Source organism: Flavobacterium sp. (assembly GCF_044369455.1).
Taxonomy (GTDB): Bacteria; Bacteroidota; Bacteroidia; order Flavobacteriales; family Flavobacteriaceae; genus Flavobacterium.
The window spans coordinates 219807-233154 of sequence record NZ_JBIPLW010000002.1 but is presented as its reverse complement, the minus strand read 5'-3'; the positions used below and the strand labels follow the sequence as shown (position 1 = coordinate 233154).

14 protein-coding genes are annotated in these 13348 nt (G+C 33.5%); 8 read left to right on the top strand and 6 right to left on the bottom strand.

The genetic code is table 11. The features are described from left to right. Positions 1-54 precede the first annotated feature (54 nt). Together ACIQ2L_RS03185 and ACIQ2L_RS03180 are read right to left on the bottom strand one after the other, a co-directional pair. Positions 55-753 carry an ABC transporter ATP-binding protein gene (locus ACIQ2L_RS03185; RefSeq protein WP_396156364.1) on the bottom strand — a complete coding sequence of 233 codons (699 nt, stop codon included), beginning with the start codon at positions 751-753 and terminating at the stop codon, positions 55-57. A gap of 69 nt (positions 754-822) precedes the next feature. Next, entirely contained in the window at positions 823-2289 is a 1467-nt protein-coding gene (locus ACIQ2L_RS03180) for a DUF5687 family protein (RefSeq protein WP_396156363.1), read from the bottom strand. 118 nt (positions 2290-2407) lie between these two features. Between ACIQ2L_RS03180 and ACIQ2L_RS03175 the strand changes: the two genes are divergently transcribed. Together ACIQ2L_RS03175 and ACIQ2L_RS03170 are read left to right on the top strand one after the other, a co-directional pair. After that, on the top strand, positions 2408-3463 hold the full coding sequence (locus ACIQ2L_RS03175) for a 2Fe-2S iron-sulfur cluster-binding protein (protein ID WP_396156361.1): 1056 nt from the start codon (positions 2408-2410) through the stop codon (positions 3461-3463). 74 nt (positions 3464-3537) lie between these two features. Then, positions 3538-3846 (top strand): hypothetical protein, encoded by a 309-nt coding sequence (locus tag ACIQ2L_RS03170; protein ID WP_396156359.1) that lies wholly within the window; start codon positions 3538-3540, stop codon positions 3844-3846. Between the two features lie 77 nt (positions 3847-3923). Here ACIQ2L_RS03170 and ACIQ2L_RS03165 read toward each other — a convergent pair whose 3' ends face one another. Both ACIQ2L_RS03165 and ACIQ2L_RS03160 read right to left on the bottom strand, forming a co-directional pair. Then, on the bottom strand, positions 3924-4925 hold the full coding sequence (locus tag ACIQ2L_RS03165; RefSeq protein ID WP_396156613.1) for a glycosyltransferase family 9 protein: 1002 nt from the start codon (positions 4923-4925) through the stop codon (positions 3924-3926). A gap of 119 nt (positions 4926-5044) precedes the next feature. Further along, the gene (locus ACIQ2L_RS03160) at positions 5045-5650 is read right to left on the bottom strand and encodes a DUF4254 domain-containing protein (RefSeq protein ID WP_396156357.1); all 606 of its coding nucleotides are present in this window, start codon (positions 5648-5650) and stop codon (positions 5045-5047) included. 79 nt (positions 5651-5729) lie between these two features. Here ACIQ2L_RS03160 and upp point away from each other — a divergent pair, with 79 nt between their 5' ends. Beyond that, on the top strand, positions 5730-6383 hold the full coding sequence (upp, locus tag ACIQ2L_RS03155) for a uracil phosphoribosyltransferase (RefSeq protein WP_396156356.1): 654 nt from the start codon (positions 5730-5732) through the stop codon (positions 6381-6383). Here upp and ACIQ2L_RS03150 read toward each other — a convergent pair. Then, complete coding sequence (locus tag ACIQ2L_RS03150; RefSeq protein WP_396156355.1) at positions 6378-7307, bottom strand: DUF6427 family protein; 930 nt, start codon at positions 7305-7307, stop codon at positions 6378-6380. The genes upp and ACIQ2L_RS03150 overlap by 6 nt on opposite strands. Before the next feature lie 46 nt (positions 7308-7353). Between ACIQ2L_RS03150 and ACIQ2L_RS03145 the strand changes: the two genes are divergently transcribed. After that, positions 7354-7584 (top strand): uracil phosphoribosyltransferase, encoded by a 231-nt coding sequence (locus tag ACIQ2L_RS03145; RefSeq protein ID WP_396156353.1) that lies wholly within the window; start codon positions 7354-7356, stop codon positions 7582-7584. A 27-nt stretch (positions 7585-7611) separates the two neighbouring features. On the opposite strand, the gene purD is transcribed toward ACIQ2L_RS03145, so the two are convergent. Further along, positions 7612-8892: a phosphoribosylamine--glycine ligase gene (purD, locus tag ACIQ2L_RS03140; RefSeq protein ID WP_396156351.1), complete on the bottom strand. Its 1281-nt coding sequence runs from the start codon at positions 8890-8892 to the stop codon at positions 7612-7614. A 100-nt stretch (positions 8893-8992) separates the two neighbouring features. Here purD and ACIQ2L_RS03135 point away from each other — a divergent pair, with 100 nt between their 5' ends. The 4 genes from ACIQ2L_RS03135 to wecB are packed head-to-tail and all read left to right on the top strand — an operon-like array spanning position 8993 to position 13348. Next, positions 8993-10312: a T9SS type A sorting domain-containing protein gene (locus tag ACIQ2L_RS03135; RefSeq protein ID WP_396156349.1), complete on the top strand. Its 1320-nt coding sequence runs from the start codon at positions 8993-8995 to the stop codon at positions 10310-10312. A 58-nt stretch (positions 10313-10370) separates the two neighbouring features. Then, entirely contained in the window at positions 10371-11684 is a 1314-nt protein-coding gene (locus tag ACIQ2L_RS03130) for a phenylacetate--CoA ligase family protein (protein WP_396156347.1), read from the top strand. A gap of 45 nt (positions 11685-11729) precedes the next feature. Continuing rightward, on the top strand, positions 11730-12266 hold the full coding sequence (locus ACIQ2L_RS03125; RefSeq protein ID WP_396156345.1) for an ORF6N domain-containing protein: 537 nt from the start codon (positions 11730-11732) through the stop codon (positions 12264-12266). Next, the gene (gene wecB, locus ACIQ2L_RS03120; RefSeq protein ID WP_396156343.1) at positions 12263-13348 is read left to right on the top strand and encodes a non-hydrolyzing UDP-N-acetylglucosamine 2-epimerase; all 1086 of its coding nucleotides are present in this window, start codon (positions 12263-12265) and stop codon (positions 13346-13348) included. The genes ACIQ2L_RS03125 and wecB overlap by 4 nt, the downstream gene beginning before the upstream one ends.

Sequence of the window (13348 nt, the reverse complement as noted above, 5' to 3'; positions counted from 1 at the left end):
ATAAATAGTATAACTAACGGGTAAAAATACGTTTCTTTTTGATATAGCAAAAAATTAGACTGCAAAAAATGCTTCCAGCTCTCTCAAAGTTTCTGGAGAAGTTTGAATGTCTTTAACCACTTCGCCTAAACTAAGTGCTACAATTCTGTTACAAACCTCAACAGTATGAACCAAATCGTGACTAGAAACGAGAACAGTTACTTCTGGATTATGAGCTAATTCTTTTATGATTTTTTTCAATCTATTTACAGTAGTTGGATCCAAATTTGCAAAAGGTTCATCTAGAATAACTACTTCTGGGTTTCCAATTAAAGTAGCGATAATGCCCACTTTTTTCATATTCCCTTTGGATAAATCTCTAAGGTATTTTTTGCTTTTCAAGATTTCTCCGTTAAAGAATTCTTCATGTTTGGTTAATAAAGCATCGACATCGGCTTTATTTTGTCCTCGTAAATCACCAATGAAATAAAAGTATTCTTCGGCGGTTAAATAACCAATCAAAAAGCTTTCGTCGATAAACGCCGAGGTGAAAGGTTTCCATGCTTCACTTGTGTTGACTTGAACGCCATTGTTTATTATATGTCCTGAACTTGGTTGAATTAAATCCAAAAGCAAACTAAAAAAAGTGGTTTTTCCAGCACCATTGTTTCCTACTAAACCAAAGCTTTGTCCTTTTGGGATTTCCAAGTTTGAAATATTTAAAACGTTTACTCCTGCAATATATTTTTTGGTTAAATTTGTTACTTGTATCATTTTTTTGCGTTTATGAGGTTTATAAGGTTTTGAGGTTTATTTTTGAAAACTGAGACTGAAAACTGGACACTAATTTTTCTGTTTGTAAGCAGCAATGGTAGCGTATTTTTCTGTTTTATAGATTTTTTCAATTTTAGAAAATACTGTATTTCTCAAAGCAAATCCTAAAATTCCGGCAATTGCAACGAATAAAAATCCAATGTTGGCAGAAAACAAATAATATCCCGCAGCATATAGCAGCATTGGTACTAATAATTTTGGCAAAGAAATTAACAAGGTTTTCATATTAAATGCTTGTTTATCGCCAAATGCTTTGTTTGCCATTGTCAAATCAATGGGTGTTTTCACAAAAGCACCTCCAAGCAATACCAAATGAGAGTTTACCCCAATATTATAAATAGCTCCAACCACTATTAACATATAGGTTTGCCATCCAAAATACAAATAAAACGAAGCTATAACTGTTGAAATTATGGTTGCAATAACCATCAACCACCACTTTGAATTCAAATATTGTCGGTAGCTAATATTTTGGCTCATCATAAGTTGATAGTATGCACTATCCCAACTGGGAACAAACTGTCCGAAAGTAAATAAAAATCCACCCGATACAAAGATGCCAGCAAACACATGCATGGCGGGATTATTATAAGCTTCAATTGAATTAGTGAAAAAGAGTAATCCATAGAAAACAAAAAGAAAACTCATTATTACAGTAGTTCTGGAACGTTTGTTCCTTTTCAACAGTTTGATGTCGTTTTTAAGAAATGTTCCTAATGTTCCAAATTGGTTCAACCAAGTAAGATTTTCGGTTTTTGCTTCAGCACTTTTCTTAGCCAAACCTGTATCTAAATTCAAATCATTTTTGAAATAATTAAACGCAAAATAATAGGTAATTATGAGTAAAAGTATTGGAATTAAAAATAAATAATTGGTGTCATACATTCCTTGAAAAAAAGGTTTGGTGTACTCTGTAATGTTGAAAAATTGATAGTATTGTGCCAAACCTAGTGAAGCCACTATAGCTACCAATGGGTAAAAAACAATGTCTTTATTATTTATGATTACATTCAGGAAATTATTTGCATAAATCAGCGCCATCATGGCCAAATGCCAAAGAATAGCTTGATAACCATAACCTTCAATTAACAAAACAATGGTAAACGGCAAAAAGAAAAAAGCATGAATGATATTAAAAAAAGAAATGGCTGTTTTTCCTAATGAATAATGAACAATTGTACTTCTCTTTATGGGCAGTGTCAATAAAGGTTTAATATTGGTAACCGGCATTTTTTGGATTAACCATCTCATAATCAAATCACCCACTAAATAATAAATGATATAGGTGTTAATCGTGGAAAGTGGTTCTAATCCCTCCTCTTTTAAAATAAAAAAAACTGCGGAACCTAATATGGCAAAACATACCATAAAATATAAAGCTCCTAAACCCATTATGATTTTCAAAGCTAAATTAGTTGCAAAGGATGCCGAACGAAAAAAAGATTTCCATTCTAATTTAATGAAATGCTTGAACATAGTTAACGGTTTAAATTTTTGAATTAGTTTCTAAAAATAGGAAAATGTTACAGACTTTCAAAGTTTCTTTCTTTTTCTATTCGTTGCTATTTCTTTACCTTTACAAAAAAAATATTTCATGTCATCGTTTTATAAATTACACATCAAAGAAGTAAAACACGAAACAGCAAATGCCATTTCAGTTACCTTTTCTATTCCAACCGAACTAAAATCAGCTTATCAATTCATTGCTGGTCAATATGTTAATCTAAAATTAACCTTAGACGGTGAAGAAATTCGTCGTGCCTATTCTATTTGCTCCTCACCCAATAGTGGTGAGTTACGAATTGCTATTAAATCAGTGAAAAGTGGCCTTTTCTCCAAATTTGCAAACGAAAATCTAAAAGTTGGTGATATTCTTGAAGCCAGCCAGCCCGAAGGTAGGTTTACATTTGAACCCAATGCTGATAGATTAAAAAATTATGCTGGATTTGCAGCTGGTAGCGGAATTACTCCTGTTATGTCCATTCTGAAATCGGTTTTAGAAAGTGAACCAAACAGCACATTTGTTTTAGTTTATGGCAATAAAAGTCCTGAAGAAACTATTTTTTACAACGAATTACATGACCTTCAATTAAAATATATAGGCCGTTTTTTTGTACATTATGTTTACAGTCAAGTAAAAATAGAAAATGAACTTTTTGGCAGAATTGATAAGTCGGCCGTTAACTTTGTTTTGAACAACAAACACAAAGAAAAAGAATTTGATACGTTTTATTTATGCGGGCCAAAAGAAATGATAAATCTAGTTACCACTGTTTTAAAAGAGCACAATATTGCTGATAAAAACATCAAATTTGAATTGTTTTCTACACCTTCTTCAAAGGAAAATACTGCTACAGAAAGTCATTCAGGTCACACCAAAATCACGGTGATGGTAGATGATGAAGAAACGACATTTGAAATGTCGCAAAAGCAAACCGTTCTCGAAGCAGCTCTGAAACAAGGTATAGATGCGCCCTATTCTTGCCAAGGCGGCATTTGCAGTTCATGCTTAGCCCGAATTACAAGTGGTTCTGCCGAAATGAAAAAGAATTCCATTTTAACCGATGGCGAAATAGCAGAAGGTTTGATTTTAACGTGTCAAGCACATCCAACATCCTCGGAGATTTATGTGGATTATGATGATGTATAGATTGAAGATTGTTGATTAATGATTTCAGATTTTAAAATTGATTTTGATTTTTGCAATTGATATTGTAATTGGAAATGAAAAACAAACTAGAAATATTTAAAAAAGCTCCTGATCTTTTGTATGAACCCGAAGTTCAGGAGCTTTTGGAATATTGCGAAAGATTAGAAGACGAGTTAGTTGACTTAAAATTTGAAAAAGAAAAAAGCAAAGAACTCATTATGCTTGACATGATTAAGGAAGTCATAAAAGGTTGCAAAGCTATCGAAAAAGAACAGTTGGAACACGAACGATTTGGCTATGAAGCACCGAATTATCAAGCTACAATTTCCAATTTAAAAAGTTATATTTTAGAGATTTGTAGAATAAATAAGATTTATTTGTGAGTTAAAATAAACACAAATTTCACGAATTAACACAAATTAAAATCTCACCAAACTATACACTTGTTAAAGATAAACTCTTATTCTGCCAACTGTGACTGAATACTAAAAACTACTTTCTCCACCGAAATACTTCGCATTACCTCTTCATAACCTGCTACTTTTTTATTTCCATAAACCGAAGTTGGTAATAATGGATACATTTCTCTATCGGCAGTTAAACAATTTTCAAGCGGTTGATTGAATGGCGCAAATCCGGCAAAAGGATGTGTCGCACCCCAAAGTGTGATGACTTTTATACCAAGCATCGCTGCAATATGAGAATTGCCGCTGTCCATAGAAAGCATTACGTTGAGATTGGTAATAAGTTGTAATTCTTGGTGCAAATTGAGTTTCCCAGCAATAGTTATTACGTTTGCTTTTTTGTTTGCAAGAGAATTTAAAATTTCAATTTCTTTGTTTCCGCCACCAAAAAGAAAGATTTTATGGGTTGTGTTTGAGGCCAAATCATCAATCACTTTTTGCATTAAATCCAAAGGATATACCTTGCTTTCATATTGAGCAAAGGGTGCAATTCCAATCCATTTATTATTTCCTTTTTCTCCCAATATTTTTACAATCTCATTGGATAAAATGGCTTTTTGAGGAAAGATTGGATTAGATATGTCAACCTTAAAACCCAATTGATTAAAGGTATCAACATGTCTATCTACCATTGATTTTAAAGGTTGAAATATTTTATTTTCGGCTCTAGTAAGTGCTTTTTTCTCAGCCCTGCCTTTATCGGTAAACGCTACTTTTTTTCCACTGAATGCAAATAACTTTCTAATGATTTGAGAGCGCAAAACGTTGTGTAAATCGGCAATAGCATCGATGTTACGTTTCTTCAAATCCGAGTACAATTTCAGTAAGCCGAAAAAACCTTTGTGTCTTCCTTTGACGTCAACCGAGAAGAAATCAACATTGTGAATTCCGTCAAAAAAAGGTTTGAAAAACGGTCGAGAAACGACTGTGATTTTTATACAAGGGTTTTGCTGCATAAATGCTCTGATAACTGGAACAGTCATTGCCACATCGCCCATGGCTGAGAGACGAATTACGGCTATATGTTGGGTTGGTTTTGACAAATTATATTTTTTAAAACCATTAAGAAAAATTAAGACGATACTTAATAAAACTTATTGCCTTAATGGTTTATCCTTTACTTCTTATTCTGATACAACACTGGATTCAAATCATCATCGTTGTACATTTTCATTTGCTTATAGACTTTCATGAACTTGTCTCCGTTTTCAATGTCGGTCAATAAATCATTGATAGAAATAAACATATCACTTTTTTGGTCTAACAATACATTTAATTTCTCTCGACATTTCGCTCTGTGTTCAGCCGAAGCTTCTGCACGATTGGCTTCTTCGCTCATGTGGTAAATTTTCAAAGCTAAAATCGATAATCTATCAATTGCCCATGCCGGACTTTCGGTGTTGATTTTAGCATTTGGTTTTACTTGAACGGCTGCGTGTTTTTGCAAAAAATAGCTGTCAATATATTCTACCATGTCGGTACGAACTTGGTTGGATGCATCAATTTTTCTTTTCAAGTCTAAAGCGGCTACGGGGTCAATATTTGGGTCGCGAATGATGTCTTCATAATGCCATTGCACGGTATCAACCCAGTTTTTAGCATACAATAAATATTCGATGGTTCCTTTGGTATGAGGATTTAATGTTGGCTGATATACATCATCAATAATGTGATACTCTTTAATACTTTGCTCGAAAATAGGAAAGGCAAATTGTGAAAACATAAGTTGAAATTTTAATTTACAAATATAGTTTTTATACATTTGACTTGAAACTTTAAACCTTAAACTTTAAACCTTTATCATGCACATTCATTATATTTCAGAACAAAATAGTATTCTCAATCATTTTTTGGCTCAAATTCGGGATGTAACTATCCAAAAAGACAGCATGCGTTTTCGTAAAAACATAGAGCGCATAGGCGAAATCATGGCATACGAGTTGAGTAAAACGTTAGACTATGAAAAAATAGATGTGCAAACACCACTAGGTATAAAACACACAACCACTATTGCTGACCATGTGGTTTTATGTTCTATTCTTCGTGCTGGATTGGCTTTGCATACTGGTTTTATGAACATTTTTGACAATGCCGAAAATGGCTTTGTTTCTGCCTATCGTCACCATTATGATAACGACGATAAATTTGAAATTTTGGTAGAATACCAAGCAGCGCCATCATTTGAAGATAAAAACTTAATTTTAATTGATCCTATGTTGGCCACAGGACAATCCATTGTGGCGGTTTTACAAAAACTACATTTGGAACAAAAACCAAAAACAATCCACATTGCGGTGGTAATTGCCGCTCCAGAAGGCATTGCTTTTTTAGAAAAAAACCTTCCTGCCAATTGTCATCTTTGGGTAGCTGCTCTTGATGAAAAACTCAACGAAAAAAACTATATTGTTCCTGGTCTTGGCGATGCTGGAGATTTGGCTTATGGGAGTAAATTATAGTTGTGTAAAAAAGCACAAACAACTTCCGGCAATTAATAATAACAATACTATTTCCTGATACATCTGCCTTTGAGAGTATTCAATATTTACAGTACACATTACCGACAAAGGCATAAAAGTAAAGAGTAATATTGTATTATTTTTTTCCGGAGAAATAAGAAAAATAGACACTCCAATTAAAAATCCCAAGATCATTTTTTTATAAGAAGCTTGAAGAATTAGGGGTTTGTTGGTTAATGAAAAGATCATTGAGACAACGAAATATAAAGCGATTACAACAAAAAATGATAGTGCAATATTTTGATAATTATTAGTAAAATAGTCAAGCTCAAAATTAGTTTGAGTTTGGTCCATAATATGTCTAATCCAAGTTTGATCAAATGCTAAAGCAGCTACCAAAAAAATGATTGCTGTTGCAAAGAAAGCCAAAAATGGTAAAAGCCAATTTCTATAATCTCTAGAAACATGGAAAAATATCGAAATGTATACTAAGAGAATAAAAAGTATACACCAAAAATGAAATAAACTGGCTATGAAAATCCAAATTGAAGCATCAAAAATCTTTTCCTTCGGGGATTTTGATGTTTGTAATGAAATCAATCTTCTGATGGCTAAGAGTAGAAAAAAATTGGCGAACAATAAACTTGTGCTTGAAAAAACGGATGGAAAAATGAGTAGAAATAATAGAAAAAACAAAATGGTATAGCTACTGTTTTTGGTTAGATTATTTTTTTTTACGGTAAAATTTACTAAAAAAACAGATGATAACAATACTGAAAGCAGCGCTGCGGCTTTAGGAAATGCTTTGGCAGAAGTTGCTGTCAACAAGTTACTTGTTTGATATATAAAAAAGAAAATCAAAAGTAAAACCACAATTAGTATGTAATTAACTATTGTAGATTTTTTAAAAACACTTGTTATCATAAGGATATTTTATACATTTGTGCTCGTAAATATAACATTTTATAAAATGAGAGCATTTTTTGAAGGCATTCAATCTTTATTTGTAGATTTTTTATTCAAGCCACTTGATTTACTTCGTTCTTTAGAGTTAAGCAACTGGTGGTTGGCCAACATTGTAAGTTGGACACTGGTGATTATTTGTGGATATTATATGGTATATTGGTGCAAACAATTACAATCACACAAAGAAAACAACGAAGAAAACCAAGACACAACGGCTCACTCTTTTTTAAAGTAAAAGCCCCTTAATCCCCAAAGGGGAAAATTAGGAATTATTTAAATCTTTGCCAATATCTTTTCTAAAATACATCTTATCAAAATGAAGCTTGTCTATGTTTTGGTAAGATTTTTTTATGGCTTGTTGAAAATCATTCCCAAAAGACGTAATGGCCAAAACTCTTCCTCCATTAGTTATAACTTTTCCGTTTTCTAATTTGGTGCCCGCATGAAAAACCAGAGAATCGAGAACGTTTTCCAATCCATAAATTTCAAAGCCTTTTTCATACTCTTCTGGATAACCTCCCGAAACCAACATTACGGTTGTGGCACTTCTCGGGTCAATTTCTAAAGTAACTTCGTTCAATTTTTGATTAGCAACTGCCTGAAACAATGCTACAACATCCGATTTAATTCTCGGCATCACCACTTCGGTTTCGGGATCACCCATTCTTACATTATATTCGATTACGATGGGTTCGCCATTGACGATTATCAATCCGATAAAAATGAATCCTTTGTATTCAACTTTGTCTTTTAGCAAGCCCTCAACAGTTGGTTTTACAATTCGGTTTTCAATTTTATCCATCAAGACTTCGTCTACAAAAGGAACGGGTGAAACGGCTCCCATTCCGCCAGTATTTAACCCTGTATCGCTTTCGCCTATACGTTTGTAATCTTTGGCAGTTGGTAAAATTTTATAGTTTTTACCATCGGTCAAAACAAAGCAACTTAGTTCTATTCCGTCCAGAAACTCTTCAATGACAACTTTATTACTTGCTTTACCAAATTTGGCATGAATGAGCATGTTTCGTAATTCGTTTTTGGCTTCTTCTAAATCCTGAAGAATTAACACGCCTTTTCCAGCAGCTAATCCATCCGCTTTTAAGACATAAGGAGGTTGTAATGATTCTAAAAACAAGCAGCCTTTTTCAACAGTTTCTGACGTAAAACTATCATACGCTGCTGTTGGAATATTGTGTTTTACTAGGAATTCCTTAGCAAATTCTTTACTTCCTTCTAATTGAGCGCCTACTTTAGATGGACCAATAACTGGAATATGATTAATCTCAGAGTTGCTCTTGAAAAAATCAAAAATTCCAAGCACTAATGGGTCTTCGGGACCTACGACAACCATATCTATTTTTTCCAATAAAACAAATTCTTTGATGGCTTCAAAATCGTTTGGACCTATTGGTATATTAGTTGCTATCTTGGCGGTTCCTGCATTTCCTGGGGAAACAAAAAGTCTGTTGCATTTTGGACTTTGGAGCATTTTATAAGCCAAAGCATGCTCTCTTCCGCCAGAGCCAAGTAGTAAAATTGTCATTATTGTGATGTTAATTCTTTACAAAAATAGACAGTTTTATATTTTATTACTCATAATTTACTAATTTAGTGCACATAATTTAAAATTAAAACAAGATATTATGAAAAAACTATTACTTTCTTTAAGTTTAATTGCCTCATTTTCAAACACAAACGCACAGTGGACTTCTCAAGCCACAGGATTCTCTGAACAATTCAGAGGATTAAGTGATATAAGAATTGTTGATGCTAACACGGTTTGGGGTTTAGCTTATGATGGTTCAGGGCTGGGTGACAATGCTCAACAGTGTACGGTAACTACAAATGGTGGTGCTTCTTGGACGGCTCGTAACATAGAAATGGGAAATTCTTTGTTGGAAATTAATAACATTAGCCCCGTAAGCGGAACTACGGCATGGGTGAGCGCCTTAATACCAACTGCTGGTAACGGTGTCATCTATAAAACAACCGATGGAGGTGAGAGTTGGACACAACAATTAGCTAATGGTTTTCAAACTACTGGCTCCTCATTTTTAAATAGTGTGTATTTTTGGAATGCTAATGTTGGTATTGCTTATGGTGATCCAATAGGATCAGGGTTAGGTGAAATGGAAATTTACAGAACAACCGATGGGGGTAATAACTGGACACAAATCGCAGCTGCCGCATTACCAAATCCTTTAAGTGGTGAATATGGATACAATTCAACTCCAACTGCCGTTGGACAAACATTATGGTTTACAACAAATAGAGGAAGAATATATAGAACTGATGACTCGGGAATTACTTGGTCAGCTTTTCAATCTCCATTAACAGATTTTGGTAGTGCTACTGATAGCGGAAGTTTAAAATTTAGTAATGCTAGTAACGGCTGTATTCTTAGAACTCAAGGTACAACATACACTTTTTATACAACTACAAACGGTGGTCAAACATGGTCTGCTGGAACTCCGTTTACAGGAACCCGTCGTATCTTAACCTATATACCCGGAACTACTACAATCGTTGCTACTTCACAAGCGGCACCTGTTGGGACTTCTGTTAGTACAGACAACGGCGCAACATGGACAGATGTTGAGTCTCTCGAACAAAGAGGCGCTTCTGCATTTTTAAATGCTAGTACTGGTTGGTGTGCAGGTTTCAGTTTCGATTCATTAACCGATGGTATTTTTAAATTAACAGGACAATTGGGTGTTTCAAATGTGGCACAAACCAAATTTAAAGTATATCCAAACCCAGCAACATCAATAGTGACGATTTCTGTTGCTGATGTGGATTCCTATAATTTATCAGTTACTGATTTAACCGGTAAAATAGTGATGACAAAGTCATTAAACGGAATTGAAAATACTTTAGACATCTCAAATCTTGCTACTGGTGCCTATTTCTTTAATTTAAGTGCTGGAGACAAAAATGAAGTGGTTAAAATTCTTAAAAATTAATTCCAAATAAAATAGTATTTTTAAGGGCTGACTTTGGTTGGCCCTTTTTTATATCGTTATGATTAATCTTTTTAGTTTTTCACTTCAGTTAAATGGTTTTCCTATGAAGGAGGCAGAGGTCGAATTGAATAGAATTCTTTCGCTATCAGATGCTGATTTTGAAAAAAATGTACTTGAGAAAAAAAGAGACATTGTTGAATATCATTTAAAACTCAATAAATCCTATCAAGAATTTGTTGGGGGAAATCATTTTCAAAACTGGAATGAGCTTCCTGTGATGACTAAAAAAGAATTTCAAAAACCATTAAAAGAAAGACTTTCACAAGGATTTACACCTAAAAGTGTATACGTAAATAAAACTTCGGGCTCTAGTGGCGATCCCTTTATTTTTGCTAAAGATAAATTCTGTCATGCTTTGACTTGGGTCAATATTATCAATCGATTTGGATGGTTTGGAATTGATTTTAATTCTTCTTTACAAGCCCGTTTTTATGGAATTCCGTTGGACTTTATTGGTAACAAGAAAGAACGAATCAAAGATCTGTTAAGCAATCGGTATCGTTTCACCATTTTTGATTTATCAGATACCATTTTGGAAAAAGTTCTGAAAAAATTTCAGAATAAAAAATTTGATTACATTAATGGCTATACTTCGTCAATAGTTTTATTTGCTAAATTTTTGCAGAAAAAGAACGTTGTTTTAACTACAATTTGCCCAACACTAAAATGTTGCGTTGTGACTTCAGAAATGCTTTTCGAAAACGATAAACTTTTATTAGAAAAGCAATTTGGCGTTCCTGTTGTTAATGAATATGGCGCCTCTGAATTAGACTTGATCGCTTTTCAAAATCCGAATGGCGAATGGCAAATCAATTCTGAAACGTTGTTTGTAGAAATTTTGGATGAAGACAATACCGTTTTGCCAAATGGTACAGAAGGACGGGTTGTTATTACGTCCTTATATAACAAAGCACATCCTTTCATTAGATATGACATTGGAGATGTTGGGATTTTAGATGAAAGAAGTACTGTCAAAAAACCGCTGTTAAAAAAGTTAATTGGTAGAACAAATGATATCGCTGTTTTGCCAAGTGGAAAAAAATCGCCTGGATTAACATTTTATTACGTTACCAAAAGCATCATCGAAGACGATGGAAATGTGAAAGAATTTATCATAAAACAAACCAAAATTGATACTTTTGACATCGAATATGTAAGCGAAATGGAACTAACTGAAATGCAGATTCAAAATATTGAAAAAGCCATTACCACCTATTTAGAAAGTGGTTTAACGTTTTCTTTTAGCCGGAAAGAAAAATTGGAGCGCAGTACAAGCGGAAAATTGAAACAGTTTGTTTCGATGGTAAAATAAATTGGAAGATGGAAATTGCGCCCTTAAAAAATTAAAAGTTTCTCTATGAAAAACGAAATACTGCTTTCTGAAGAATTGATTTCCAATAAAATATATTTTATTAGAAATCAAAAAGTGATGTTCGATAGAGACTTAGCTGCACTTTATGGTATTGAAACTAGAGTGTTAAAACAAGCTGTAAAAAGGAATATTTCTCGATTTCCTGAAGATTTTATGTTTGAACTTTCCAAAATTGAATACGATTCTTCAAGATCACATTTTGTGACCTTGAACAAAGGGCGAGGTTCTAATTTGAAATATTTACCTTCCGTTTTTACTGAACACGGAGTTCTAATGTTATCAAGTGTTTTAAATAGTGATAAAGCTATTCAAACTAATATTCAAATTATGCGAATATTTACAAAAGTGCGTCAAATGCTTTTAGATACCACTGATTTGAAAATTGACATTCTACAAATCCAGAAAAAGTTAGAAAATCACGATAAGAATATTGAATTGGTTTTTAGTTACTTAGATGAGTTAACGGAGAAAAAAATAGACGAAAAACCAAGAACAAAAATTGGCTATAAAAATAAATTATGAAAATTACACTAGTTGCAGGAGCAAGGCCAAATTTTATCAAAATAGCACCTATCATTAAAGCTATTGAAAAAAAGCAAAATGAGGGAGCTTATATCTCCTATCGTTTGGTGCATACGGGGCAACATTATGATAAAAACCTAAGTGATACTTTTTTTGAAGAATTAAATATTCCTCATCCAAACGCCAATTTAGAAGTGAAAAGTGGTTCACAATCGGTGCAAACTGCAGCAATAATGATCGCTTTTGAACAAGAATTATTGCAAAATCCTTGTGATTTGGTTTTGGTTGTTGGCGATGTTAATTCGACTATGGCTTGCGCTATAGTAGCTAAAAAACTAAACATAAAAGTCACCCATGTTGAAGCCGGAATCCGTTCGGGCGACATTACAATGCCAGAAGAAATAAACAGAATTGTAACCGATAGTATAACTGATTATTTCTTCACTACCTCAACTTGGGCTAGTGAAAATTTATTAAAATATGGTGCCAACCCTTCATCCGTTCATTTTGTTGGGAATGTGATGATTGATACTTTACATCAAAATTTAGCCAGAATTTCTGCCCCTTCTTTTTGGAATGAATTTGAATTAGCAACTGGGAACTTTATCGTGTTAACATTACATCGCCCAGCAAATGTAGACGAAGAAAAATCTTTGATACATCTTTTAGAAGGAATTGACAAAATGGTAGGTGATAAAAAAATTATTTTTCCAATACATCCAAGAACCAAAGCAATTTTAGGAGAAACAGATATAAATCTGAGGAATATTCTCTTTGTAGAGCCGCAAGGATATTTGAATTTTATGTACCTTATTAAAAATAGCTTTGCTGTGATTACCGATTCTGGTGGAGTTTCAGAAGAAACTACTGTTTTAGGAATTCCTTGTTTTACGATGCGTAACACTACTGAGAGGCCTGAAACACAAACTATTGGAACCAACACCTTAGTTGGAACATCTATTGAAAATTTAGAAAAAATCTTTGGAGAATTTCTAATAAACGGCCCCAGAAAATCTGGCATACCAGAATTTTGGGACGGAAAAGCTTCCGAACGCATCATCGACATTCTGCTTTCAACATAA